We start from the raw sequence: 26,858 nt of genomic DNA on the forward strand, positions 1-26,858 counted from the left end.
CCAAAGCCTTAACGGTTTTGGACTCTCCTTTTTTTATTCTATAAAAGGAAACATTAACTTTTCATTCTCGCTTGTATACATATTTTCCTTCGTAATGAATTCGGAGCCTGTATCCATAACAGAGTCTACTTTATGACCTGAAACGACTTCAAGTGCAGTTTTCACGGCCAGGTACCCCATGGTAAAAGGTTTTTGAATCACCGTGCCCAGCATAATTTCCTTCTCCAGCAAATGAACCTCACTACTGGAATTGTCGAACCCCACCAGCTTCACTTTTGATTTTAAGCCCAAATCCATAATTGCCAGACCCGCTCCTAATGTAGATGGCTCGTTTAAGCCAATGATTCCCTTCAGTTGCGGCTGATTCTTTAGAAGTTCAACAGTTAATTGGTATGCCTTCTGTGAAGAACCGTTGCTATAAAGGGTATCGTGCACATGATCTACTCCATTCTGAGATAAAGCATCACGAACCCCTTTCTCCCTCTCAATAGCTGTAGCGGAGCCAGGTACAAAATTCATAATGGCGACTTTATCGTCGCTATGAATATTTTCAATCAACTTCTGCGCTGCTTTACGTCCTGCTTCGTAATTATCTGTGGCGATAAAACTTTCTGATACACCGCCGTTTAGTCCTGAATCCACTGTAATAAGAGTGATACCCGCAGCCTTAATCTGCTCTGCAACCGGAACGAGACGATAATAGTCGGTAGCAGCTAAAATAATGGCATCGGGCTTCTCCTCAATCGCCTGTTCCAGCAGTTGAATCTGCTTATCCACATCTAGCTCGGTATCTGTTCCTATCGTATGGACATCTGCACCGAATTCCTTGGCTGCAGTCGCTACACCTTGTTTCATTACCTCCCAGAATTCAATACTGGTGTCGATAGTCTTAGGAACGTAGATAATGGTTCTGACTTTTGGATCAAGCTCATTCGTAAACATACGATAACCTACCCACCCGAGCGCTATTATGAAGAATAACAATAGAGCGGACAGGCCTATTTTTGACCATAGTGAGCTCATGGATTCTCCTCCTCATAGAGCGCAGGAATTCTTAAAGTGACCGTCGTCCCTTCTTCCATTTCACTTTCAAAAGACAAACCGTAATGATCTCCGAAATAAAGCTGAATGCGATGGTTCACATTCGCGACACCTACTCCACTACCCATCCTGTAATCTGCTTTTTGAAGCAGTAACTTGCCCATCTGCTCTGGATTCATGCCTACACCATTGTCAATTATCTGAATGGTAATATCGTTGTGCTCTCTTTTTCCCCTAATCAGGATGTGGCCTTGCTCAGGATTATGTTTTATCCCATGATAAATCGCATTTTCAACTAAGGGTTGAAGGACTAATTTCAATATACTGCATTTAAGAATATCTTCCTGCACCTCTATTGAATAAGTGAATTTATGGCGATAGCGCATGTTCTGAATCGTTAAATAGTGCCGAATATGTTCTAGTTCTCGTGCGATCGGGATCAATTCCTCACCCTCACCGATTGTAGAACGCAGCAGCTTCGATAATGATGAGGTCATTTCCACCACCTCCTCCATCTTTCCGGTCTCTGCCATCCAGATGATTGAGTCTAGGGTATTATACAAAAAGTGGGGCTTAATCTGTGCTTGTAGTGCCTTCAACTCACTCACGCGTTTCATTTCTTGCTCCATAACAATCTGGCTCATTAACTCTTTAATCTTCATAATCATCAAATTAAATGTTCGGGCAAGCTTGCCGATTTCGTTCGTGCTCTCAATCTCCACGCGAATGTCGAACTCTCCGCGTTCAGCCTTTTTCATGTTGATTTCCAAATTCTTGAGCGGCTTAGTCAGTGCGTAAGAAAGAAGCACGGAAATTGCCATGGCAAAGATCAAGCTTACAGCTCCCCACAAGGCAGCCGTCCCTTGCATCTGCTGTTTGTTTGCAACCAGATCATCCGGATAGGTAACCCCCACAATCTTCCAGCCAAAGCTGGTTGTATCCACGGTGTATAGCTTCTGTTCGTTCCCTGTGTTCACCGTAACCGAGCCGCTCTTAATCCCAAGAACGGTTTCCAATTGTTCAAACTTGAGTTGCGAGTAGATCAGCTGCTGTTGAGGATGATAGACTAGGCTCCCTGAGGGATCCACAATGAATACATAACCGCGCTTTCCCAGTTCGATTTGTTTACACAAATTGTTAATCACGCTGTAATTAAGATCCACAAGCAGCACACCCTGTCGATCTGCTTCCATTTCTGAAAAGGTATCTGAAAGCTTTCTACTGATCGACACTACCCATCGGTATTCATCCTGAAATATGTGCTGAACATGTGAGGAGGAGACAGCTACACCGGTTTGGTTCACTGCTTGCTGATACCACTCTTGGGTAATCAATTCAGGAAGCGGTTTCAAAACTGCGTCCAGTCGATCCGACACCGTTATCCCCTCCCAGCTTGCATACACTATTGAAGAAATATCGGTGCGGGATTGGACGACAGATCGAAGATATTGGCTGGCTAACTGCTTATCTTTGACTTTACCTCCTTGTCCCGAACTCGAACCTTTTACATATCTCTCAAGATCACTGCTAGTTAACACCAGAGCAGCAATACTCTCCATGTTACTAATATAATTTTCAATGTTCAGTTTTACTTGTTCTATTAATTGTGAAGTATAAGCTACAGAATTCCCCATAACAGCAGCAGAAGAAAGTCGATATGAAGTATAGCTCAGCACTATAGTCGTACAGAGGATAAGAAGTGAAAAAGAAATGGCGATATTATTATGAATACTTCGACTTCGGAAGAAACGATGAGGTTTCATAGAAGAAGATTCTCCTTCTTTCGCTGTCGATATTCCTTCGGTGTGATCCCAACATTACGTTTGAAAATCACACTAAAATACTGAGGATCAGCATAGCCAACTCTAGCAGCGATGTCATAAGTCTTCAACTGTGTGACGGTAAGGAGTTCTTTAGCTTTTTCCAAACGGAGGCGAGTCAAATACTCAATAAAAGTCTCTCCAGTATGCTGTTTAAAAGTCGCACTGAAATAACTGATGCTCATAAAAATATGGCTGCACAGCTCATTAAGTGAAAAGCTGTCATTACAATAATTCTCCCGAATATAAGCTTCTGCTGCTTTCATCTGAGAGGTTCTGACGGTTGTTCTTTGTTCCGATAACTTGAGTATCAGCTCATGGCAAGTTCTCTCTAAATAATTTCTTGCTTCATCTAAAGTCTTAAGGGCTGCAACCTCAGCAAACATATTATGCGAAACAAGCTCTGTATTTGGGAATCCGATATCGACCACATAGTTCATTAGAGAGACGAGCATTTGGTAGATGCTACTGCGGCAATCTTCTATAGAAGAGCTGTTGCTCTTTAGCTCCTGAAACCATTTTGAGAGGACCTCCGAGATCGCTGATGCTTTACCGGTCTTCAACGCGGATATGAATTCTTTTTCCCATGAAGAGAAGTGTGCTTGATCCAATCCTTTGCCAAACTCAAGATCCTGTATGGAGATAACCTTATCTATGCCTAATAGATATCGGTATTCTATGGATGAAATCGCTTCCTGAAAGGATTGTGGAATTTGCTGCAAGCCAGCGTATTTTCTACCGATGCCGATGGTTGCCGTCAGCTTCAAATACTTGTTCAAACTGGTTTGTACTTGATCCGCAAGAAGTTGTGTTGTGACTTCGATCTCCTCGGAATCCCCTGATAATATCGCGGCGAGTTTACCATCTCTCGTCTGAAACACCACACCGCCCTGCTCCTTTTCAAGTTGTTCCTGCACAATGTTAAAAGCGGCAAAGCGTAGCAGCTCAGCCTCTGAAGCAATATCCAGGCTCCGATTCTCAATTTCTATATCTATTACGATTGCAAGGTTAACCGCACCCCGCAGCTGTATATGGAAATAATTCATTTTATTCTCGATCTCTTCATTTCTCATTCGAGTAGTAACAAGCTTCTCTAGAAATCGTTCGCGTAACAAAGGAAAGCTCTGATTTAATTGCATGCGAAGCTTAGCAATATTGGCCTTTTGTAAATGCTCTTCATCTAAATCCTGCTTCATTTTGCTTAGATACTCGGCAAACTCACGAGCATTGATCGGTTTTAACAAATATTCAGTCACCTTCAAAGATATAGCCTGCTTGGCGTATTCGAAGTCTTCATAACCAGTTACGATAATGACCTTCATGTCCCGGTATCTTTCCATTACAGCTTTGGCCAAACCTAGTCCATCCATAAAGGGCATGCAAATATCTGTAATAATCACATCCGGTCGATACTGCTCTACTGCATCAAGAGCATCTCTGCCGTTATCGAAATCTCCAACAAGTTCAAAACCATGGTTATTCCATGCTATCTTCTGTTTAATCCCCTCACGAACCTCATCTTCATCATCAACTAGAATAATCTTGTACATCCAACACCTCCTCAGCTATGAATTCATCGATTACTTATAATGTAAAAGTTTACCTTTGGGGATAAGCATAATAGAGGTTGCCTTCTTGAGGCAACCTCTATTATTAATCTCTTCTATTCGTACAGCAGAGGTTTGATCTCATCGGAATCTATATTGTTCTTATCGTACCAGTGAAACCCGGTGTCAATATTCTTTTCTACGGTTTCCCCTTTAATCGCCTGCACTGCTGCCTTCACCGCTTGATAACCGATACCAATGGGATCCTGTGTAACAGCGCCGGCCACAACACCACTTCGAATAGCATCCATTAACTGTTTACCGGAGTCAAATCCGATGACCACAATCTTTCCACCCATTTGCAATTCATTTACCGCATTAGCCACACCTACTGCAGATCCTTCGTTTGAGCCATAGATCCCTTTAAGGTCTGGATTTGCCTGCATCATCGCCTTTGCAAGATCCGTGGACTTCAACTGATCTCCACCGCCATATTGCGGTTCTAAGACTTCAATATCGGGATATTTCGCTTTCATTTGTTCTAAAAAGCCATCACGACGCTGTTGACCTGTGCTGCTCGTTTGGTCATGTACGACTAGACCTACTTTACCCTTCTTGCCGATCAACTCAGCCATTTTATCAGCTGCCAAAGCTGCTGCCGCTTTATTGTCAGTCGCTGCTGTTGCTACAGGAATATCGCTATCTACACCGGAGTCAAAGCCAATGATTGGAATATTGTTTTCCTTTGCCTTTTCCAGATATGGAATCGCTGCTTTGCTGTCTAGAGCTGCTAATGCGATGGCTGCCGGTTTCTTGTCTAGAGCCGTCTGCAACATTTCAATTTGTTTATCTACCTGACTCTCGTTTTCAGGTCCTTCAAACGTAATCTCAACATTAAACTCCTTCGCAGCCTTCTCGGCTCCTTGCTTCACCGCTTGCCAGAATTGATGCTGGAAGCCTTTTGAAATGACTGGGATGTATGGTTTGTCTGAACCGGAAGCACTTTTTTTGCTATCACTGTTGTTACAAGCACCAAGTAAGGTAGTAGCCAGTAACAAACTGGCAAGCAAGATAATCCCTCTTCGACGTTGTTTCATTTAATCTTCCCCCTCGTCATTTGTTTGTATATCACTCCGTATGGAGATAATACCTCGTTCACTGCTTCCGTCGGCGAAGAATATCAGCATATACTGCTATGATGATGACAACACCGACAATGACTGTCCGCCATTCCTGAGCAACGGACATAATTTGTAAGCCATTCGTCAGTACACTCATAATTAGCGCACCAATAATCGTACCTAGAATTGAACCTACGCCCCCACTCAAAGATGTGCCTCCAATAACGACAGCTGCTATAGCTTCAAGTTCATAACCAGTGCCAAGTGACGGCTGGGCTGAATTTAGTCGAGATGCCATCAAGATACCAGCAATTCCGCTGAAAATTCCTGTGATAGTATAGATAACAATCTTCCATTTGACCGTATTCACACCTGATAGGCGAGTTGCTTCTTCATTGCTGCCAAGGGCGAAGTTATAGCGTCCAATAATCGTCTTCGACAAAATGATACTTGCGATAACCCCAAGCAATAGGAAGATAATGATAGTATTCGGAATGCCTGGGATCATCTTCCCCATTGCAATCTTGGCAAAAATCGGATCATCATTGAAATAAATCGGCTTGGCACCCGTTATAACAAGTGATAATCCTTTAGTGACCATCATGATTGCTAGAGTGGCGATGAATGGTGGAATGTTCATCTTCGCCACCATTAAGCCACTTATAAATCCGCATAGTGCACCAGCTAGAATCCCGCCTACAATTCCGAGTGGAACGGGTAGACCCCAGAATGTAATGATGACACCAACCATCACAGAGGAAAAGGTCATCACAGTACCCAAAGCAAGGTCGATTCCACCCGTAATAATTACAAAGGTTGCTCCTAGTGCTAATACACCAATTACAGCTGTAGAGACGAGGATCCCGACTAAATTAGAAAATTGAAAAAAGTTACTTGATGCTATTGAAAATACGATGACCAGTATGATCAAACTTGCGAATGCTAACAATTTTTGTTTAAACCCTGATTGCGCCCCGGCTTGCTTAGAGCCAATAGACTGACTAATCCCTTTATCTGCGATCTTCATGACCTTGACACCTCCGATAAACTCTTGAACGATTATGAACGCATCGTCGCATATTTCATTATCGCTTCTTGCGATGCTTCTTCTGCGAGTAGTTCACCAGTTATACGTCCTTCACACATAACAATAATGCGATGGCTCATTCTTAGAATTTCTGGTAGATCTGAAGAGACTATAATGATCGCCTTTCCCTCACTCGCTAGCTGATCAAGCAGCTTATAGATCTCACTTTTCGCTCCTACATCAATACCACGTGTTGGTTCGTCGAAGATCAACACATCGCAATCTCTCGTTAACCATTTCCCGATAACTACTTTTTGCTGATTGCCACCGGATAAGAATTTGACTTTTTGACTTACACTTGGAGTCTTAGTTGCTAGTGCTTCCGCATGCTGCTCCGCGGACTTTCGCATCTCCCTATCTCTCATCCATCCGAATACATTACGGAATTTATAGAAGGAAGCAATTGCATTATTCATGCTAATGTCCATATCTACAAGCAATCCGTATCGTTTGCGATCTTCAGATAAATAACCGATGCCATGCTGCACCGCTTGATGAGGCTGTTTTATACGAACCGTATTTCCATGTAGCCTAATCTCACCCTTATCGATAGGATCAGCCCCAAATACGGCACGAACAACCTCAGTACGTCCAGCACCCATTAACCCAGCGAAGCCCAGAATCTCACCTTTATTCAGATGAAAGCTAATATCCTTTAACAACTGTCCACTGGATAGATTTCGAACCTCTAATACGACTTGCTGTGTCTGCAACGAAACCGTTGGCTTCGACGTTTGATACAGTTCACGACCAACCATCATGCTGATAATTTGATCAATCGTTACCGAATCCGTCCGAACAGTATCCACATAACATCCATCCCGCATGACTGTAATGCGGTCTGTGATCCGTTTCAACTCATCCATGCGGTGAGAGATGTATATAATCCCTACACCTTCTAATCGTAATTTCTCGATCATCCGAAACAACTCGTTAATTTCCGTATCTGTCAGGGCTGCAGTTGGTTCATCCATGATCAGTACCTCCGCATTAAAGGACAAGGCTTTGGCGATTTCCACCATTTGTTGGTTAGCGACCGTCAGGTCTGAGACCAAGCTCTTCGGGTCCAGCTTTAGATTCATTTGATTAAACAATTCCTGCACTTTACGATTTAACTCCAGATCATCAACGAACCATTTCAGTGCCTTCCGCGGCTCACGGCCAATAAATATATTTTGGGCCACTGTAAGATGCGGCATTAGATTCAGTTCCTGATGAATAATACTGATCCCGAGTTCCTGTGCAGCGCGTGTATTGACAATCTCCACCTCAGATCCCTTGTACCACATCTGACCCGAATCCTTGGAATACACCCCTGTTGCAATCTTCATCAGGGTAGACTTCCCTGCGCCATTTTCACCAACTAAGGCATGAACTTCCCCACGCTTCAGCTCAAATTGACATTGATTCAATGCATGAACACCTGGGAAAAATTTATCAATCCCCGTCATTCGTAGTAATACTTCGTCCATTTCATAACCACCTCAAATCCTTTATGAATGCCTCTCCGTAAAGTAACCGCTTTCAAATGTTTAATGTAAAATTATTGTATTACCTATACGTTTCCAATGTAATGGAATATTCTCCGTAAAAAAGTTTAAAAATTTATGTTTTAAACAAGAAAAAACGGCTGCATCGTCCTCTCAGGGACGATGCAGCCGTTTCTACGAGAAATATAAGGTTATTGTAACGTGTAAACACATACTCTTACAGGTTCTGACCATTACCAGCCACCAAGGTGAATGTCTTTGGTATTCCTTTATCATAAACGTCCGAGGATAGATTAGGCTCTTCAACCAATTGACGGATCACAAGTCCGGAACTGGCAGCGGCTGTTACAATTTCTCCAAGCGTCCAGCGACGCCAATATACCACGCTATGCTCCTGTTCGCCTGCTGGTTTGCCTGTTGAAGGCAAATACTTAGAGTATGAGACTCTTTTTTCTTCCAATGTCGTGTCGAAGTAGTCACCGCTGACTTTGTGTTTGCGAACCTTCGCTGTAGAACCCTTAGAGGATATAAGCTTAGTCGTCACAGGATGGAAATCGCGCAGAATAAAAATCCCACCAGGAGAAAGTAAATGGTGGACTGTTTCCATAAAAAGAGCAAGGTCGGTAAAGTAATGAACAATCCCTAACTCCGCAAATACGATATCATATGAACCATCCAGTACGTGATCTGGAAGCTTCAGAACATCCGATACGATATAGTTTAGCTGAACACCCGCTTCTTGAGCGAGTTCAGCAGCATAACGCGCATTAGCCTCCGAGAAGTCGGCAACAGTTACGTCCGCCCCGAGTAATGACAGAGCGACTGCCTTCATTCCGTTTGATCCCATGAGATTCATCATCTTTTTACCCTGTACATCTCCAAAATAAGAAGAGAGCGGGTACAGCTTTGCACTTGGTTCCTTAATTAACTTTGCTGCTGCCTCTGACGGTGTACCAAATCGAGCAACCCAAGCTGTGTACGTGTCTTCGTTCCATAGTTCCTCACTTGTTGGCCCAATGCCTTTTCCAGAATGCAATTCTAAATTTTGATCTTGTTCTTCCATACCTTGCGACCCCTTTATGATTAAAATATCTGTTATGAAGCATTCTGAATGGCTTCTGCCACCTGAATCGTTTTCTTTCTTCCAGTATACAAATATACGCCAAGTCCAAACATAACCAAAAGTCCACCTGCCCATTGTAGCGCAGTTAATTGTTCACCCAAGAGCAGATACGCGAGGATACTTGCCCCCACTGGTTCTCCTAAGATGTTCATAGATACCGTAGTTGCGGATACATACTGAAGCAGCCAATTAAATAAAATATGCCCGAACACCGTTGGAACCACTGCTAGCAAAACGAAGATTCCCCACTCATTTGCAGGATAGTTGAAGAAGGAAATCCCCATGATCAGATTGTAAATGGCAAACACGCCAGCCGCTGACAAGAATACTATCAAGCTATACAAATATGAGGGCATGCGCACTACAAGCCTTTGACCGATAAGCATATGCACAGCTACCGCGACTGTTCCTCCAACCGATAGCAAATCACCTTTAAGATTATCCGCAGAGATTCCAATATCTCCCCAGCCGATAAATACTACTCCGCCAATAGCGATACTCAACCCTAGAATAGCAGACACAGCTGTTTTTTCCTTATACAAAAAATAAACGCCCAGCATTATAAACACGGGCTCCAGCGCCATGATCATTGTTGAACTAGCTACCGAAGTATACTTCAAAGAGCCCATCCAAAGCAAAAAATGTAGCGCTAGCATAGAGCCTGAGAGCACTAGCATGATCCAGTCTTTTTTACGAAGCGCGAACGTTGCTCCGCTGTATGGTCTTGCAAAAGGCAACATCAGCAGCGAGGTGAACAACAGCCGATACATTCCTTGTATAGATGCTGGTGCTGCAGACCACTTGATAAAAATGGCAGAAAAAGAGATGGCCACAATCCCAATCAACATTAAAATTGGAATAGGAAGTGGCAGTTTTTTAAGCTTCACATGGTACGCGTCCTTTCAATATCTTAAGTCACTTATGTTAATTTAACGCAGACCGTGAAAAAATGCATCTATTTTCATTAGATTTCTCTAAAAAAGCATAAGCAATGTCATTTCTGACGAGAGCTCATGCTTCTTAAAGCCTAAGGTTTCAGAACCACCTTGATGCAATCCTCTTTTTTCTCACTAAAAATGTCATAGCCATGCTCCGCTTTACTGATAGGCAAGCGATGCGTAATGATATCTGTAGGATCAAATTTATTCTCTTTAATCATCTTATAAAGTAAAGGCATATAATGAATCACTGGAGCCTGTCCCATTTTCAAAGTAATGTTGCGTTCAAATAGATGACCCAAAGGGAACATATTGTAAGTAAGTCCATAAACCCCCACAAGCTGAATAGTTCCGAATTTACGTACGATATCCGAGGCCATTCTAAATGCGCTGAGTGAGCCTCCTTGTAGCTTCAACGTGGTCTCCACTTTCTCCAAAGCAGATATTTTGGCATCCAAACCTACACAGTCAATAACTACATCTGCGCCCCCATGTGTTATCTCCTTCAAATGAGCTTCAATATCCTTAATCTCTTCAAAGTTGTAAATTTCTACATTATTTGTCAGCTTCGCATGCTGCAGACGGTAGCCAATATGATCAACCGCAATGACTCTTGAGGCGCCTTTGATCCAGGCAAACTTTTGAGTAAGCAGTCCAACAGGCCCGCAGCCGAGAACAATGACTGTATCCCCCGGCTTCACTCCGCCGCTTTCTACGCCCCACCAAGCAGTAGGCACAATATCAGATAAGAAAAGAATTTTCTCATCTTCCATTTCTGCATCCTCAGGAACAACAAAAGGACCGAAATTACCATAAGGAACCCGCAGTAATTCGGCTTGCCCTCCTGCAAAGCCCCCATAAGTATCGGAATAACCCAGATACCCGCCTGTATCCTTGGCGTCATTAGCATTGTCGCATTGACTCTCCATCTCATGCTGGCAGAAGTAGCACTGACCACAGGCTACATTAAAGGGAATAATGATCCGGTCGCCTTTCTTGACTTTAGTTACGTCTGGACCGGTCTCCTCAACAATCCCCATGGGCTCATGGCCAATAACATAATCATCATGCATACCTGGAATTTCACCGTTAAAAATGTGCAGATCTGAGCCACAAATCGCTGTAGAGGTAATTCGTACGATAATGTCATCCTTTTTCTCAATCTTCGGATCAGCAACCTCTTTAACTTTCACTTTCTTCTTCCCTTGGTAGGTTAATGCTATCATGCTGTTAATCCGCTCCTTTGAAGTATGGCATAGGGTAGAACGATAACGTGTCTTTCTATGTTATAACCCTAAGCCCTATCCTCTTATCCATGAAGAAGCGGAGAATACATCATAAGCGCATAATTATCCGTTACAGCTTCATCTCCAACTAGGTCGCCTGTACGTGTGAATATTTTTCGACTGATCTTATTGCTACGAATATATCCGCCCCATGGTTCTAGGCTTATCCGATGATCACTTTCGTACACTTCATATTTATAAAGGGACTGCTCATCGCATCTCCATTCCCCATGCAAATGACTGTCATCCAGACAGAGCTTTAATTGATACGTTTGATTCGTGTTATTCTTCACTTGAAGATCCAAATAATTATAAGAACAGGTAGCCCCGCTTCCAAATGGCTGTGTGCGCTGTTCATCTGGAAATACATCATAGCTGTGCCGATGCCGTTCCGTAACCGTAAGAGGAGTATGCAGTGTCATCCAGTAGATCAGATTAGACAACTGGCATAGCCCCCCGCCAACTCCAGAATGAAAACCGCCATAATGCAGAACCATACCTTCCAGATAACCTTTTCGCTTACTGGGCTTGCCGATGCATCTCCAATAGGAAAACGTCTCCCCCGGCCGCACCATGAGTCCATCCAGTTTCGCGATCGCCAGCCGTAAATTTGTTATTTTATTATATTGAAGCACCATATCTACATTCCGAAGACTACGTAATAACGGTGTAGCGTGAGTCATGGCCTCATAAGATAAAATATCACTAGTGCGCTGCTTCGCCATCTTGCCGCGATCAGTACACCATTTCAAGTATCTTTTCCAAATAAAATATCGCTTTCCGGCAAATAGTCTAAGTCGAGAACGCTGAATAGGTTTCATGGCAGCCTGTGGGGTATTCATCTAGAACTGAACCTCGCTTTCAGCTCGTAACTGGGCGAATCTACCTCCAATTACCGCATTATGATGCTTAACGATCTCTCTACTACTCAGAACCCCGCTATCAAAGGTGCTATGAGCATCTGAAACCAGCACACTTTTCTATCCCATGCTATATGCGCGTCTTATCGTTGTATCTAGACAGAATTCACTTTGCATCCCACAAATCACCAGATTCGTGATCCCGAGCTTCTGTAGCTCATCTTGCAACACGGTTTGGTGAAAAGCATCCCAAGTAGGCTTCTCCACAATAACTTCGCCTTCCTGCGGTGTGATACGATGACTGATCTGCCATGTGGGCGTACCTTTTGTGTATTCCTCATCTTCCGTATGTTGAATATAAACAATTGGAGTACCTGCCACCCTAGCCTTATGCTGAAGGGAAATAATTCTCTCCATCACACCCTCTTCATCGTACAGCTTTTGATCAGGATAGGAGAACATAGCTTCTTGAACATCAATAATTAACAGTGCAGTTAAATTTCCCATTAGGTACCTCCTATAACTTTTATGAAAATCATACCAGATTATGGGACATTCTATCTACCTTTTTAAAGACTCAAATCAACAAAAAAAGGGCATCTGCTATGCAGACACCCATTACATTACACCCCTTTTTACTTGCCACGCTTATTATGCCAGATTAAAGCATGCAGCTGTGGTAGTACACGCACTCTATTCATTTCAGGATCTAAGATTACTTTATTAAACAACCATTCCAGCCTCCCCAAAAGTCGAGCAGAAATGTCACCCTCTTCAGTGACATCATCATTCCCAGGCTGCAGATAGAGCTGCACATTGGGATATCGATGGTGAATGTCTTTTGCATAACCGAAGTCCTTATCGTCAAACACTACGACTTTAAGACTGTGTGTGGTACGGCCCAGATTCTCCAGCTTACTCATGATGTTATCTAGCATTTCCCAATTCGTTGTCATCCCTGAGCTTGGCGGCTTCGGACTAATGGTCAGCACATCCACGTCATTGAACCATTCCTGCCATTTACTGCCCTGAGTTTCTATTGCAGCTTGTATCCCTCGCTCATGTAGCAGGTTAATAAAAGTGCCCATCCCATCACCAATTAAAGCAGGATTGCCGCCTGAAATCGTAACACAGTCGAAATTATCTCCAGCTATAGCTATAAGTTCATTCATAATCTCATCCGAGGCCATCATTCGAACCTTATCCTTAGCCGAACCATCCCAAGTAAAAGCGGAGTCACACCAGCCACAGCGATAATCGCAGCCATAGGTGCGGACAAACATAGTCTTCACACCAATTACCGCACCTTCACCTTGAATGGTCGGACCGAAGATTTCAATTACAGGAATCTTACTCACAATCACAGCCTCCATACAAGCGGTAAGATGGTCCATCCTCAGGGATATCTTCAGCCAGCACTTCTGCCCAAGAGGTTGGTGTCTCCCATAGCTTTACAGCGTACAAGGGAAGCCCCGCTTGCTTAAGCTTGTATGCTATATATGAAGACATATTCTCAACGGTGGTCCGGAAAGACAGCAAAGCTACTTTGGAACCCGTATTCGTTAACGTCTCTAACACAGGTTCATTTCCCATAGCGAGAAAAGCATGATCTAGACGGTCTACAAGGCTTTGCTGCACTGTTGTTTTGATATCGCTGAAATCAATTACAAACCCTTCGTCCGAATGGCCTTCCGCGGTCATAGGTTTGCCCTTAAGCACTACTTCGAGCTTATACGTATGACCGTGCAGGTTACTGCACTTCCCTTTGTGACCCACTAACTGATGCGCCGCGTCGAACGTAAATATTTTGCAGACTGAGACCTCGTTAAGCATTAAGAACGGACCTCCGTTCTTTCCGCCTCATATTGTTCAAGTCCCCGCTGACGTAATAGACATGCTGGACAAGTTCCACAACCTCTGCCAATTATGCCGTTATAACAGGTCAGAGTGTGTTCGCGAACATAATCAAAATAACCCAGTTCATCGGCCATCTTCCACGTTTCTTTTTTATCCAGCCACATCAGTGGAGTGTGTATTGCAAACTCATAGTCCATAGATAAATTCAGCGTAACATTCAATGATTTCACAAAGACATCACGGCAGTCCGGATATCCGCTAAAGTCCGTTTGGCAGACTCCAGTAACAATATGGGAATAACCTAACTGTTTAGCTAATATTGCGGCAAAAGATAAAAACAACAGATTTCGTCCGTCCACAAACGTACTTGGAAGGTCATCGCCTTCGCCAGCCACAATATCAATATCCTGCCGTGTTAAAGCATTTGGTGCCAGTTGATTCAGCAGTCCCAAATCAAGAATATGCTGTTTTACATTAAACTTAGCTGCTATTTCTGTAGCAACTTCGATTTCAGCCGCATGACGCTGATTATAGTTGAAGGTAACTACCTGCACTTCCTCAAAACGCTTCAATGCCCAAATCAGGCAAGTGGTGCTATCTTGTCCGCCGCTGAATACAACTAGTGCTTTTTTATTCATCTTAATCTCTCCTTATCAACTTATTGGGATTAGCGGTTGTCCACTTTTTCCGGATAGAGGTCGTGATTGATCAAGCGGTGCTCCGCCATCGCCTCATACTTCGTACCCGGTCTTCCATAGTTGCAATAAGGATCAATAGATATGCCGCCACGCGGAGTGAATTTGCCCCATACCTCAATGTACCGTGGGTCCATCAGTGAGATCAGATCATTCATAATAATGTTGACACAGTCCTCATGAAAGTCACCATGGTTACGGAAGCTGAATAAATACAGCTTTAATGATTTAGATTCCACCATCTTCTGTTCAGGAATATACGAAATATACAGTGTGGCAAAATCCGGCTGGCCTGTAACAGGACATAAGCTAGTAAACTCAGGGCAGTTGAATTTAACAAAATAATCACGCCCAGGATGCTTATTATCAAATACTTCTAGAATGTCTGGATCATAACCAAACTTGTACTGCGTTCCCTGATTACCAAGCAAAGTGACTTCTTGCATTTCCTCTTTTAATCTTCCTTCTGACACGACAAAAAACCCCTCTCTTTTCCTTCGGCCTTGGCCGGTAATGGAAAGAAGAACGAGATTTCGAAAACTTGGCTCCACTAAGAAGAAACGGAAGCAACGTCCGGGTAAAGGACAGCATCCGCTTATACGGTTTAATATACTCTTAGTTTTTTATAGAGGGAGTTCGCGAACCTCTCCTGCACAATCCGTGCAGACTTCTTCTTTAAGCATATTGCGTCTTGAACTATACCACGGGTGGCCTGCTCCTGACAAGTTCTACTCTTTCTCGATCTTCCAAATCCAAACCGAAAGCACTGCAATCCATATGAGCAACAGCAGACTTTCTACAGGCAATATCCCTTCTCCATTAAGAATACTGTTCAAGTTCTGGGTGATTTCAATACTCGGCAAAGCTGCAAAGATCGGATAAGTCCATTCTGGAAGAGCTAAGTAAACAGAAGCCACCAAGAAAAAAAGAACCATAAATGCAGAGCTGATGGCCGAGCCATTTTTGGAGGAACTTACCTTTAATCCGATGATAATTCCAACTTGTACAAAGATCATTCCACCCAATAACATATATATCAACGAAGACAATAAATCTATGTTCAACCCTTGATTAAGTACATAAACTATCAGCTGTGAAAATAACGAAAAGACAAGAACAGAACCCGCCTTAGCAATAATGATCTGACCTCTGCTTAACGGTGAGATCAACAGTGCATCATAAGTTTTACTCTCTCGCTCCTCAATTAATCCTGGGCCGGTAATCATGATTCCAACCATTACTTGCGCAAACAAGATCCAAGTTGAAAGAAGCATGAAATCTAGACCGCTCTTGTCCACTACAGTGATGATTATTTTTGCCATAAATATAGGCAACACAATTAGAATTACAGTCGCTGGATTACGTAGTATATCCTTACACTCATGCTTAAACAGCTTCCATAACGGATAACTCAACTTAACTCACTTCCCGTCAAGGCAGCAAATACATCTGCCAGCGAAGCCTCTTTACTGTGCATACTTATCATTTGATGATTAGACATTAGCTGATAAATATGATCTTTTGTAGACGCTTCTGCTATCGGCCAGGATTTCATAATCACTTCTCCATCCTGCTGATATTTCACTTCAATTTCTGGTTTACCATACATGGTTTTAAGGCTATGGGGTTCATCAAGTGCCACCAATGCACCAGCGTGCATGATCCCTACTCTATCGCTTAATTCTTCTGCCTCGTGCATATCATGCGTTGTTAAGACAATAGTTGTACCTTCATCTTGAATTTTCTTGATGTGATTACGAATGAGTGAGGCTGAATTTGGATCTAATCCACTCGTAGGCTCATCTAAAAACAACACTTGAGGCTTATGTAATAATGCTCTGGCGATTAGGACACGCTGCTTCCAGCCTTTAGACAAGCTACTTACCTTAGCTTTTTCCTTATCTAACAGTTGAAGAATTTCCATGACTTCATTCACCCGACTGGCTGCTACCCTATACAGGTCAGCAAACAGCTCTAGATTATCTCGGATAGAACAACGCATATACAGATTGGGAAGCTCGAAAACAACGCCAATTTGGGCATGAATTTCTTTTTTATGACGTAAAATATTCATGCCATTAATTAAAATTTCTCCGCTTGTAGACTGAAGAAGACCCGTCATCATTCGCATCGTGGTCGTCTTACCAGCACCATTGGGACCTAGAAACCCAAAGACCTCTCCCTTCTCCACTGCAAAAGTTATTCGATCAACCGCACACCTCTCCTGATAATACTTGGAGACCTCTGTTAGCTGAATCAAATGACACTACCCCCTTTTTCGAATAGTTAATATCTATCTATCCTTATTCTGGTTGTAGAGGATTATCTCTGCTGTTGCTATTCTGTAACATTCGCTATAGCTTAGCACCATCCTTTGTTCGTTTTCGCTCAGATGTGGCAAAAATATGGATTCAAATCCTACAAAAAGGGTAACTTAAACCTAATAATCTTTGAAGTAAAGGTGGGATCATCTTATGGAACAAAGCATACAGAAATTGATGGACTGGGTTAACAGTCATGTAAATGAAACCATTGTTATTGAAAAGAAAGAGCTTCGTGATCTGGATAAAATTCATTTTAATCTGGAGGCAGTTGAGTTCCGGAGTGCGGAGGATGTTATCGATGATTATCTAGGGAGTGCATTAATATTAAAAGGATTTGGCAGCACTTTAAACGCTGATGGTGAGCTAGTATCTCTACCACATTCCACCTATGACTTAGCTATTGACGGGCTTCGTATTGAGGATATAGGTGATCACAAGGCGGAAATAACTACAGATAGAGCTAAATACACCCTATCAGTGGATTGAACCATAAGTGATAACAGCAAAAGAGCCCACAGTAATCTGTGGGCTCTTACTAATTAGAGGTTATTCTTCTCCAATGATCTCCACTTCAGTTTCCAGCTCCACCCCGAATTTATCCTTCACAGTCGATCTTACATGGTGAATTAACCCGATGTAATCACTGGCGGTTGCATTATCTGCATTTACAATAAATCCTGCGTGTTTCTTGGATACCTCAGCACCACCGATTCTTGTTCCCTGTAAGCCACTCTCTTGAATTAACTGACCCGCAAAACGACCTGGAGGACGTTTAAAGACACTCCCACAGGATGGATACTCAAGCGGCTGCTTCGATTCACGCAGGTAAGTAAGTTCATCCATTTTCGACTTGATGGCTAACGCATCACCAGAAGTCATAGCAAAATTGGCCTCAAGCACGATGTATTCACCGCTTGCGAACACGCTTTTTCTATAACCCCATTGCAGCTCATCCCCTTGCAGAGTCACTAATTGTCCGCTCTTAGTTATAGCCAACGCGCTATGCAGTACATCTTTAATTTCTCCGCCGTAAGCACCTGCGTTCATGTATAACGCTCCACCAACCGTTCCTGGAATGCCGCAGGCGAACTCAAGACCCGTAAGCTCCATTTCCAGCGCATATCTGGAAACATCAATAATCTTGGCGCCGCACTCCGCATACAAGAGATTATCTCGAATTCCCATTCCGGTTAGTCCTGCCGTTTGCAGAACGATCCCACGCACACCTCCATCACGGATAATCACGTTAGAGCCGTTCCCAAGTACCGTAAGGGTTATCCCATTTTGTTCAGCATATGTAACGATCTTTTGAATTTCATCATAAGTAGCTGGTGCCGCCAAAATATCAGCTTTGCCGCCCATTTTGGTATACACGTGATCTTTTAAGTTTTCATGACTCTTCACTATTCCTGCAGTCATTAATTGCTCTAGGTCATCTTGAATTTTGTCAATATTCATGTTTCATGCTCCTTTAACCATGTGAAAATGATGGTTCTTTGATCTATTTTAAGTAGTGGTATCATGGAATTGTAGGCAACCACAACTGTAACAACGAACAGGCTCCCTTGTCAATGACGGGAGCCTGTTCGTTGTATGATTTTCAATTATGTTTACACCGCTTTATAGGCTGCAAGCTCATAAGGAAGGCACAGTGGCACACCGGTGCGTGGATCTGGAACAATATCCGCCTCAATTCCAAACACTTCCCGCAGTACTTCTGGTGTCATAACTTGAGTAGGTGAGCCTTCACTAACCACAGTACCGGACTTAATAGCTACCATATGCTGCGCATAACGAGTAGCATGATTCAGATCATGCACTACCATAATAATGGTACGGCCTTCTTCCTCATTCAGCTTTTGCAGTAGCTGTAGAACTTCAAGCTGGTGCGCCATATCTAGAAATGTTGTTGGTTCGTCCAGGAATAGAATGTCTGTTTCTTGTGCCAATGCCATTGCGATCCAAGCACGCTGACGTTGTCCTCCGGACAAGCGGTCAATCGGACGGTCATGGAAAGACTCCATACCTGTAACAGTGATAGCGTTAGAGATAATGCTGAGATCCTCAGCTGTCATTGTGCCGAATCCTTTTTGATGCGGGAAGCGACCATAGCTGACAAGTTCAGAGACCGTTAGTCCGTCTGGAGCCGTTGGGTTTTGCGGTAGGATCGCAAGCTGACGAGCTACCTCTTTCGTAGAAAAGTTATGGATCGATTTGCCGTCCAGCATCACGCTGCCGCTCTTAGGCTTCATGATCCGGGCCATAGTTTTAAGAATTGTTGATTTACCAGAGCCGTTAGCGCCCACTAGTGCGGTGATTTTTCCCGTAGGGATGGATAAGTTCAAACCTTTAACAATTGTAGCCTCTGCATACCCAATACTTAATTCTTCTGTATTCAAACGTTCTGACATGTTAACCACTCCTTAAAAGTTTTATGAAGCTATGCTCCTAGAATGAACTACATAATTTATCTTGCTTCGTAAGAAAGAGCTTAGTTTTACACTTTTGATTTGGCGAGTAAATACAAAAAGTAAGGTGCACCAATGATCGCAACCACGATGCCTGTTGGAACTTCTGCAGGCTGCAGAACCCATCTTCCGATGGTATCCGCAGTAATCATAAGGAGTGCCCCTGTCAAAGCACTAGCCGGTAATAATACCTGATGACGGGGTCCCACAAGCTTGCGGGCTAGATGTGGTGCAATTAAACCAACAAAGCCAATCCCTCCGCTTACAGCGACACAGGAGCCGGCAAGTGCTACTGCTGTTACCAGAAGGAGAATACGTTCCTTCTCCACGCGCATTCCAAGTCCTAATGAAGTATGATCTCCTAGATTCAATACATTAAGAATACGGGCCTTATAGAAGGCGAACGGTAACAGAATCGCTATCCAAGGCAGCAGCGCAAGGACAAATCTCCAATCGCCACCCCATATTTTCCCGGCGATCCAAGTCGCTACAAATTGATAATTATTAGGATCAAGCCGAAGGGCTAACACAAGCTGGCAAGCATTGATTCCGGCAGCGACCGCAATCCCGATAAGGATCAACCTTGTTGGAGACAGACCATCTGCTTTCCGATATGCAAGAATATAAATTAAAGCGGCGGTTAAGCTAGCTCCTCCAAGCGCTAAAAGCGGCAAAACGAATACCGGAGCTGCTGTTGTAGCCGGAAAAAACGAGATGAAAATGATTACCGCAAAACCTGCACCCGCACTAATGCCCAGCGTAGCCGGTTCAGCAAGTGCATTCCGAGCGAGACTTTGTAAGATACAGCCTGACACTGCAAAGCCCGCTCCAACTAACAATGAAATAACGATGCGAGGTAATCTGAAATCAAATAAAATTAGCTTTTGCTGATGAGTTCCATCTCCCAGCAGTGTATGTAATACCTCCCGGGGGGATAGACGCATAAATCCTGTATTCATACTGACAATAAATACAACAACGATCAAAATGGCAAGCAGCGATAACACTGTAATGGCGCGTGTGCGGCGTTCTTTTTCATTAGGAGAAAGGGTTAATCTGTGCATTACAGCTCCCCCTTACGCTTACTCGCCAAGTAAATAAAGAAAGGTACACCGATGATGGCTATTAAAGCGCCTAGCGGCGTTTCATAAGGTGCATTTATCATTCTAGCGGCGATATCCGCAAAGATAATCAATAAGCTCCCTAGAATCGCCGAGCAAGGAATAATCCAGCGATAATCTACACCAACGAAATAACGTGTAACATGTGGAATAATTAGTCCTATAAAAGCAATCGGGCCAACCATTGAGACTGCACTTCCGGCAAGAACGACTACAACAATCATACATGCCAACTGCACTAATCTTGTCCGCTGCCCCAGACCAACAGCAACTTCTCTTCCTAAGCTGAGCAAAGTGACGGACCGCGATAATATCATCGCTGCGATTAATGCCACGAACACCCAAGGAAAAATAATCTTGATCTGAGTCCAGCTCGCCCCACCCATTCCTCCAGCCAGCCAGAAGGCAATATCCTGGGATAAGTTAAAAAGAATAGCTATACCCTGACTAACAGCAACCAGTAATGCACTTACCGCAGAGCCTGCGAGCGTTAAACGTAACGGTGTAAGGCCATTAAAAGATAGCGACCCAATTCCGAATACGATAAATGAGGCTACAGCGGCACCTATAAAACAAAACAACATAAGTGAAGTGAAGGAGAGCGAAGGTGCAAAAGCAAAAACTATGGCCAGCGCTACACCTGCTCCCGCATTCAAGCCTAACAGACCTGAATCCGCCAGCGGGTTTCTTGTCATGCCTTGCATGATTGCCCCTGCTACTGTGAAGCAAGCACCGACCATAGCACCTGCTATCGCGCGTGGAAATCGCAGTTCTCTTATCACCTGATGTTGCTGTAAATCTGGATTGAAATGAAATATTGCTTCCCATACCGTAGCTAGCTTGATATTTGCCGCACCCACCGAGACCGAAAGTGCCAGTCCAAAGGCAATAGCAGCAAGTCCAATCACTAGAATACCCATTGCAGCTGCCGGTCGGGTATGTAGAGCTTTTTTTGTATCATTTTTATTGCGATTTGCGAAATCTGAGGGTGAAACCATGAGTCGTCTCCTTAATCGATAGTTACATTAGTCTATATGATAACAACAATCATTCTCATTATCGCAAAAAAAATTAGGTTGTACAATTGTAGGAGTAGTTTTTCCGTAATATGGGAATGGTTTATAAAAAAATGGTGCAGATCTTAGTATCCTAAGATACTTGATCTGCACGCCCTTCCCCACCAAAAGATCAGTCTCATTCATGGTGAATTACGACTTTTTATTTCACAAGACTTTCTAACACATCATCAATAATTTTGCCGCCAGCGTTCGCACCACTGTATAACCAGCTGCTTGTTGAGCTCATTTCATGCACATTACCAGCTTTTACAGCCGGGATACCTTTCCAAATTGCACTGTCCAGGATCTCCGAACCCTCAGTCTTATCACTGTTTACAAGAATAATATGATCTGCCGTCAGCTCAGAAAGCTTCTCTAGCGAGATTGGATTCCAAGTAGCTCTTGTACCAACAGGAATTTCTGTTACTAAGTTAGGCAGCGTTACACCAAGGTCTGTGTATAACACAGCACCACTACTGCGTGTTTCATCTACAATATAGAAGTTCTTTTGTACCAACCATAAAATCGCCACGGACTCTTGACCAATAGCTCCTTCAAGCTCTTCTTTCGCAGCAGCCGCTTTGTCTTCATACTCTTTAATGGCTTTCTCTGCTTCAGGGGTCTTGTTCAGAATTTCACCAATCTTGAGCAGCGATTTACGCCAATCTTGATTTAGTTCATCCCCAATCACATAGGTCGGTGCAATCTTATTCAGTTGGTCGTAGATACCGTTCTGTACAGAAGACTCCGATGGGATGAGAATAAGATCCGGAGCAAAGCTGGTTACTGCCTCGAGCGGAAGATCGTAGCTAATGGTAGGCACATCTTTCAATTCAGCGGCCAGATAATCCTGAACACCATTCGGTACGGACCATTGTGCTACTGGAGTCACGCCCAGAGTTACCAGAGCATCCTCCAAATAAGAACCCAGTACACGCGTTGGATTAGCCGGAATCGTTACTTCATGCCCCATTGCATCCGTTAACGTCTTAGGCGCTGCAGGAGCTTCTGTAGCTTCAGCAGTAGGTGCTGCCGTAGACTCTGATCCTGCGTTTGATGCGTTACCGGAATTATTATTACCGCAAGCGGATAAAAATAGCACCATCACCATTAATCCGACCATCGTTAATTTCATGCTTCCAAATCTTTTTCTGTTAAACCAAAACATTTAATACCCTCCTAGTGTGTACAAGCTATGTTTTCTCAAAGATGTTGACTGTCTCTGTCTCACTTTTAAATGATATTGATTCTCATTCTCTATGTCAACATATAAATTTTAAATTTTGTGGATTTGTAACAATTTCCTTCTTTAAAATACAAAAAAGGCTATATTCCGAACGTTCCGGATATAGCCTCTCCTTAAGGGTTCACTATTTATTCAAATGATAAGGGACAGTCGCTACCACAACATCTTTTGAATTCATTAGGTAAGAACGGATTAAAAAGCTGGTCTGATTATGAAGTACAGCTTGCCACCAATGCTTAGTGATAAATTGTGGGATCAGGATCGTGATATGATCCGTTGCTGCGGTCTTCCACTCCACTGTATCAATAAATTTCAGTAACGGACGAATAATACTGCGATATCTGGAACGAAGTACAATCAGGCGTACACCTGGGTTCCACTCCTCCCACCGTTGCTCCATCTTTTGGATGTCCTCTTCATCAAATCCAACATATACTGCTACAACATTATCCGTTAAAGACTTGGCATAGCTAATGGAATGCAGTACAGCACGTGTTACACCGGCAACAGGGACAACAACCGTGCTGCCTTTAATCAAAGGTTTATCTGTACTCGGGCATATACGAAGCTGATCTGCAGTGTTCAAATAGTGCTTGTGAATCCGGTGGAACACGAACATTACAGCAGGTAAGAAAATGAAAGCCATCCATACGCTTGAAAATTTAGTGATGATAAAAATAAGCGTAATCGTCAATGTAGTCAGCATACCAATGGTATTTACAACAAATCTTTTTTTCCATCCCGCTGGTTTGGTTTTAAACCAATGAACCATCATTCCTAGCTGTGACAATGTGAATGGAATGAAGACACCAACCGCATAAAGAGGAATCAGGCTTTCTGTATTTCCGTGGAATGCAGCTACAAGCAGTGCTGACAGAACACCTAGAAAAATAATACCATTGGAGAAGCCTAGACGGTCACCACGAACCATAAAAGCATGCGGCATATATTTATCTTTTGCAAACATAAATGCAAGCAGCGGGAACGCTGAGTATGCCGTATTTGCCGCCAAGAACAAAATTACTGCTGTGATACCTTGAATGAAAAAATATAAAGTTCCGCGACCAAAGGTCGATTCAGCGATCTGAGAAACAACTGTGGCCTTTTCGTCAGGCACTATGCCGTACCAATACGCCAGGAGTGTGATGCCTGTGAACATAAATCCAAGTATAACTCCCATGACCATTAAGGTCTTGGCTGCATTCTTTTCTGCAGGTGCTTTAAAGTTTGGAATAGCATTAGATACAGCCTCTACACCCGTAAGAGCCGAACAGCCAGAACTGAAGGCTTTTAATAGTAGAAACAAACTAACATTAGAAACAGCAGCGCCAATTTCAGGGACATTCGCATGCACGCCACCTGCTGCATATTTAATAATACCGGAGATAATCAACACTACAATCGACACCACGAACAAATACACTGGGATTGCGATGAATGAAGCTGATTCTGTAACTCCGCGAAGATTAATTAAAGTAAGAAGAATAATAACGGATACTGCAATAAGAACGGTGTGATTATGAAGACTTGGAAAAGCCGATGTGATCGCATCCGTCCCTGCCGACGCACTAACAGCAACGGTCAGAATGTAATCCACTAACAAAGACCCTCCTGCTAAAAGCCCTGTCGGAACACCAAGATTACTCTTGGCAACGATGTAAGCTCCGCCTCCCTGAGGATAAGCGTAGATCGTCTGCCGATAGGATAAAATCAGGATGGCCAGCAGGCCCAATACGGCTAATGCAATTGGCAGGGAATACCAGATGGCAGTAAACCCTGCAGCCACTAGTACAATCAGAATTTGTTCCGTTCCGTAGGCTACAGACGAGAGCGCATCAGAAGACAGGACAGCCAGTGCTTTAACCTTGGATAACTTTTCATGATCGAGTTCGTTCGACTTCATCGGACGCCCGATCAATAGTCGTTTTACCTTGCTTACCATGGTGGATACAGTTCCTTTCTTTGGGAGCTGAAACGGAAATTCCGCGCGCTGTTTTCATTGGTGGATTTCATAAATGCAGACACTAAAAATAGCATACGGAAATGATCCGCATGCTATGCATGGTCATTATCCCACCTTTGCTTACGAGGTTAGCTGGCGGATTCGGGCTGTGGTATAGCCCTACGGTTTAAGTCCAATTGACCCATTCCGATTCACCCCATTGGCACGAATGCCAAGTTTGGTTCCCCCGTTTTTCCTAAGAAAACTCAGCGCATATTCAACTTCTCACAAGGTCTAATATTAGTCTACAAAGTGGTTACAGTAAAGCGTTGAAAAAAATGAAAAAAGAATGAAAAAACATCCAGTAAGCGCAAATACAGCGTCTTATTGGATGCTCTCTTTCATTCTCTTCAATTATCCCTCTGGATCGTGTTTTTAATCACTTTTCACATTTTTTCGGATCACTTAAAGTTAGAAAATCAAAATCCTAAACTTTCCTCTGTATCTAACTCCATCACTTCTTCTTCCTTACGTCCGTACCAAAGTAAAATACTAATTAAAGCAAAAGCGATTAACGCAAGGAATGGTATCGTAATGAATCCAAAAAAGTTCAAGTAATCCTTATTACAAGGAACACCAATTGTACAAGGAAGAACTTTACTTAACGCAGGAATTTTCTGTTCCGCATAGTGATAGATCGAGATACTGCCACCAATCAAGCTTAGTGGAAGTACATAAGGGATTATCCGTTTATCCCCTCGAAACGTTGCAATTCCCAAGAGGAATAACTGAGGATACATGAAAATTCGCTGGAACCAGCAAAGCTTACAAGGTTCATATTTCAATACTTCGCTCAAATACAAGCTACCGGCAACAGCAACTAAAGAGACGAACCAGGCCAGATACAGGCAGTTACGCTTGCAAAAAGATAGGAACTTTGTCACTTTGCCTCCACAGCTTTTGCGGCGTCATTAATTTCAGTTGAAATCGCTTCAATGTTAAATGGATCCGCAGTCTTTACTCCATTGATGTAAAGGGATGGCGTTGTAGTTACCCCTGCTTCAGTAGCTAGCTGCATGCCCTTATTTAGGTCATCTGCAAACGTACGATCCTTGATATCTTTACGCAGCAGTTCGTAATCGATAGCTAACTTCTCTTTCTCCGCAAGGCTTACTAAGAAATCTTCAGTTGCCCATTCTTCGCTCTCATCACCTTGCTGTGCGTATACAGCATCGTAGAACTTCCAGAATTCATCTTTATTCTGATGATATACAGATAATGCAGCAAGTGAGGCAGTCTCAGAGTCTGGACCAACGAAAGCCATATTTACAAAGTAGAGCGCTGCTTTTCCCTCGTTGACAAAATCTTGAACAATCTTCGGTTTAACTGAAGTTGCAAATTGGGAACACGCTGGACATTTTAAATCACCAAATTCAACAATTTTAACAGGTGCATCCTCTTTACCGACTCTAGGTAGCTCACTGTAATTGAATTCCACTGGTTCTCCCGTAGTGGCATTTTTTGCGGCATCTTTCGAAGCTAACATAAACAATCCAACAAAAATGATGACTACTAAAGCAATTGAACCAATAATTAAAATTCTCGTCTTCTGCTTTTGTTGCTCCTGTTCTACCCGCCGTTTCTCTTGTTTGCTTAGCTGGGGAACGCTTGTACTTTTATTAGGTTTACTCAAGGAGAATTCCTTTCTGTCCTCTGTGGACTAATGTAGTTTTTATCATATACATTTAAAATTATATAATTTTTAATCTCTTTTTGGCAAACAATACTGTAAATACACTGTAAAAAAAGACACAAGGCTACAGCCCTGTGTCTT

Annotated in this window: 26 protein-coding genes and 2 riboswitches; of the genes, 1 reads left to right on the forward strand and 25 read right to left on the reverse strand. The window is 43.1% G+C overall.

What is annotated here, in order from left to right:
• Nucleotides 1-33: 33 nt before the first annotated feature.
• From ACN6MV_RS16745 to ACN6MV_RS16825, 17 genes are all read right to left on the reverse strand, one after another.
• On the reverse strand, nucleotides 34-1,023 hold the full coding sequence (locus tag ACN6MV_RS16745) for a substrate-binding domain-containing protein (RefSeq protein WP_419884445.1): 990 nt from the start codon (nucleotides 1,021-1,023) through the stop codon (nucleotides 34-36).
• Nucleotides 1,020-2,804, reverse strand: a complete 1,785-nt coding sequence (locus ACN6MV_RS16750) for a cache domain-containing sensor histidine kinase (protein WP_419884446.1) — start codon at nucleotides 2,802-2,804, stop codon at nucleotides 1,020-1,022. Before ACN6MV_RS16750 ends, ACN6MV_RS16745 begins: the two co-directional genes overlap by 4 nt.
• Nucleotides 2,801-4,411 (reverse strand): response regulator, encoded by a 1,611-nt coding sequence (locus ACN6MV_RS16755; RefSeq protein WP_419884447.1) that lies wholly within the window; start codon nucleotides 4,409-4,411, stop codon nucleotides 2,801-2,803. The genes ACN6MV_RS16750 and ACN6MV_RS16755 overlap by 4 nt, the downstream gene beginning before the upstream one ends.
• Nucleotides 4,412-4,524: 113 nt before the next feature.
• Complete coding sequence (locus ACN6MV_RS16760; RefSeq protein ID WP_042128145.1) at nucleotides 4,525-5,505, reverse strand: ABC transporter substrate-binding protein; 981 nt, start codon at nucleotides 5,503-5,505, stop codon at nucleotides 4,525-4,527.
• Nucleotides 5,506-5,563: 58 nt separating this feature from the next.
• A complete protein-coding gene (locus ACN6MV_RS16765; protein ID WP_042128147.1) occupies nucleotides 5,564-6,556 on the reverse strand; it encodes an ABC transporter permease in 993 nt (330 codons plus the stop codon).
• Nucleotides 6,557-6,588: 32 nt separating this feature from the next.
• Nucleotides 6,589-8,088, reverse strand: a complete 1,500-nt coding sequence (locus tag ACN6MV_RS16770; protein WP_419884450.1) for a sugar ABC transporter ATP-binding protein — start codon at nucleotides 8,086-8,088, stop codon at nucleotides 6,589-6,591.
• 235 nt (nucleotides 8,089-8,323) lie between these two features.
• Entirely contained in the window at nucleotides 8,324-9,169 is an 846-nt protein-coding gene (locus ACN6MV_RS16775) for a class I SAM-dependent methyltransferase (protein ID WP_042128151.1), read from the reverse strand.
• Between the two features lie 32 nt (nucleotides 9,170-9,201).
• Nucleotides 9,202-10,116 (reverse strand): DMT family transporter, encoded by a 915-nt coding sequence (locus ACN6MV_RS16780; protein ID WP_419884451.1) that lies wholly within the window; start codon nucleotides 10,114-10,116, stop codon nucleotides 9,202-9,204.
• A gap of 140 nt (nucleotides 10,117-10,256) precedes the next feature.
• Complete coding sequence (locus tag ACN6MV_RS16785; protein ID WP_042128153.1) at nucleotides 10,257-11,393, reverse strand: zinc-dependent alcohol dehydrogenase; 1,137 nt, start codon at nucleotides 11,391-11,393, stop codon at nucleotides 10,257-10,259.
• 83 nt (nucleotides 11,394-11,476) lie between these two features.
• On the reverse strand, nucleotides 11,477-12,295 hold the full coding sequence (locus ACN6MV_RS16790) for a VanW family protein (RefSeq protein ID WP_419884453.1): 819 nt from the start codon (nucleotides 12,293-12,295) through the stop codon (nucleotides 11,477-11,479).
• 138 nt (nucleotides 12,296-12,433) lie between these two features.
• Nucleotides 12,434-12,820, reverse strand: a complete 387-nt coding sequence (locus tag ACN6MV_RS16795; RefSeq protein ID WP_419884455.1) for an isochorismatase family protein — start codon at nucleotides 12,818-12,820, stop codon at nucleotides 12,434-12,436.
• A gap of 128 nt (nucleotides 12,821-12,948) precedes the next feature.
• The gene (queE, locus tag ACN6MV_RS16800) at nucleotides 12,949-13,671 is read right to left on the reverse strand and encodes a 7-carboxy-7-deazaguanine synthase QueE (RefSeq protein ID WP_052414624.1); all 723 of its coding nucleotides are present in this window, start codon (nucleotides 13,669-13,671) and stop codon (nucleotides 12,949-12,951) included.
• A complete protein-coding gene (locus ACN6MV_RS16805; protein WP_042128160.1) occupies nucleotides 13,664-14,146 on the reverse strand; it encodes a 6-pyruvoyl trahydropterin synthase family protein in 483 nt (160 codons plus the stop codon). Before ACN6MV_RS16805 ends, queE begins: the two co-directional genes overlap by 8 nt.
• Nucleotides 14,146-14,808 carry a 7-cyano-7-deazaguanine synthase QueC gene (gene queC, locus ACN6MV_RS16810; protein WP_339286721.1) on the reverse strand — a complete coding sequence of 221 codons (663 nt, stop codon included), beginning with the start codon at nucleotides 14,806-14,808 and terminating at the stop codon, nucleotides 14,146-14,148. The genes ACN6MV_RS16805 and queC overlap by 1 nt, the downstream gene beginning before the upstream one ends.
• Before the next feature lie 29 nt (nucleotides 14,809-14,837).
• Nucleotides 14,838-15,311: a preQ(1) synthase gene (queF, locus tag ACN6MV_RS16815; RefSeq protein WP_036687775.1), complete on the reverse strand. Its 474-nt coding sequence runs from the start codon at nucleotides 15,309-15,311 to the stop codon at nucleotides 14,838-14,840.
• 163 nt (nucleotides 15,312-15,474) lie between these two features.
• A riboswitch (PreQ1 riboswitch) is annotated at nucleotides 15,475-15,518 on the reverse strand.
• A gap of 75 nt (nucleotides 15,519-15,593) precedes the next feature.
• Nucleotides 15,594-16,280, reverse strand: coding sequence for an ABC transporter permease (locus tag ACN6MV_RS16820; protein ID WP_156114814.1), 687 nt, complete (start codon nucleotides 16,278-16,280; stop codon nucleotides 15,594-15,596).
• The gene (locus tag ACN6MV_RS16825) at nucleotides 16,277-17,125 is read right to left on the reverse strand and encodes an ABC transporter ATP-binding protein (RefSeq protein ID WP_419884458.1); all 849 of its coding nucleotides are present in this window, start codon (nucleotides 17,123-17,125) and stop codon (nucleotides 16,277-16,279) included. The genes ACN6MV_RS16820 and ACN6MV_RS16825 overlap by 4 nt, the downstream gene beginning before the upstream one ends.
• A gap of 214 nt (nucleotides 17,126-17,339) precedes the next feature.
• Between ACN6MV_RS16825 and ACN6MV_RS16830 the strand changes: the two genes are divergently transcribed.
• A complete protein-coding gene (locus ACN6MV_RS16830; protein ID WP_076120504.1) occupies nucleotides 17,340-17,675 on the forward strand; it encodes a hypothetical protein in 336 nt (111 codons plus the stop codon).
• Nucleotides 17,676-17,735: 60 nt separating this feature from the next.
• On the opposite strand, the gene murB is transcribed toward ACN6MV_RS16830, so the two are convergent.
• The 8 genes from murB to ACN6MV_RS16870 all read right to left on the reverse strand — a co-directional run bounded on the left by murB (nucleotide 17,736) and on the right by ACN6MV_RS16870 (nucleotide 26,717).
• The gene (gene murB / locus ACN6MV_RS16835) at nucleotides 17,736-18,647 is read right to left on the reverse strand and encodes a UDP-N-acetylmuramate dehydrogenase (RefSeq protein ID WP_076120503.1); all 912 of its coding nucleotides are present in this window, start codon (nucleotides 18,645-18,647) and stop codon (nucleotides 17,736-17,738) included.
• Between the two features lie 152 nt (nucleotides 18,648-18,799).
• Nucleotides 18,800-19,600, reverse strand: a complete 801-nt coding sequence (locus ACN6MV_RS16840; protein WP_419884460.1) for an ABC transporter ATP-binding protein — start codon at nucleotides 19,598-19,600, stop codon at nucleotides 18,800-18,802.
• An 86-nt stretch (nucleotides 19,601-19,686) separates the two neighbouring features.
• Nucleotides 19,687-20,721 carry an iron ABC transporter permease gene (locus ACN6MV_RS16845; RefSeq protein ID WP_339286730.1) on the reverse strand — a complete coding sequence of 345 codons (1,035 nt, stop codon included), beginning with the start codon at nucleotides 20,719-20,721 and terminating at the stop codon, nucleotides 19,687-19,689.
• Entirely contained in the window at nucleotides 20,721-21,776 is a 1,056-nt protein-coding gene (locus ACN6MV_RS16850) for a FecCD family ABC transporter permease (protein ID WP_419884462.1), read from the reverse strand. Before ACN6MV_RS16850 ends, ACN6MV_RS16845 begins: the two co-directional genes overlap by 1 nt.
• Before the next feature lie 220 nt (nucleotides 21,777-21,996).
• The gene (locus ACN6MV_RS16855; RefSeq protein WP_339286733.1) at nucleotides 21,997-23,004 is read right to left on the reverse strand and encodes an iron-hydroxamate ABC transporter substrate-binding protein; all 1,008 of its coding nucleotides are present in this window, start codon (nucleotides 23,002-23,004) and stop codon (nucleotides 21,997-21,999) included.
• A gap of 202 nt (nucleotides 23,005-23,206) precedes the next feature.
• Nucleotides 23,207-25,024 carry an APC family permease gene (locus tag ACN6MV_RS16860; protein ID WP_042128175.1) on the reverse strand — a complete coding sequence of 606 codons (1,818 nt, stop codon included), beginning with the start codon at nucleotides 25,022-25,024 and terminating at the stop codon, nucleotides 23,207-23,209.
• A gap of 123 nt (nucleotides 25,025-25,147) precedes the next feature.
• Nucleotides 25,148-25,306: riboswitch (cyclic di-AMP (ydaO/yuaA leader) on the reverse strand.
• 197 nt (nucleotides 25,307-25,503) lie between these two features.
• Nucleotides 25,504-25,968 carry a disulfide oxidoreductase gene (locus ACN6MV_RS16865; protein WP_042128176.1) on the reverse strand — a complete coding sequence of 155 codons (465 nt, stop codon included), beginning with the start codon at nucleotides 25,966-25,968 and terminating at the stop codon, nucleotides 25,504-25,506.
• Entirely contained in the window at nucleotides 25,965-26,717 is a 753-nt protein-coding gene (locus ACN6MV_RS16870) for a DsbA family protein (protein ID WP_419884463.1), read from the reverse strand. Before ACN6MV_RS16870 ends, ACN6MV_RS16865 begins: the two co-directional genes overlap by 4 nt.
• Nucleotides 26,718-26,858: the final 141 nt, after the last annotated feature.

It is taken from the genome of Paenibacillus sp. B-A-8 (assembly GCF_048572915.1).
In the GTDB taxonomy this organism is placed as follows: Bacteria; Bacillota; Bacilli; order Paenibacillales; family Paenibacillaceae; genus Paenibacillus_AQ.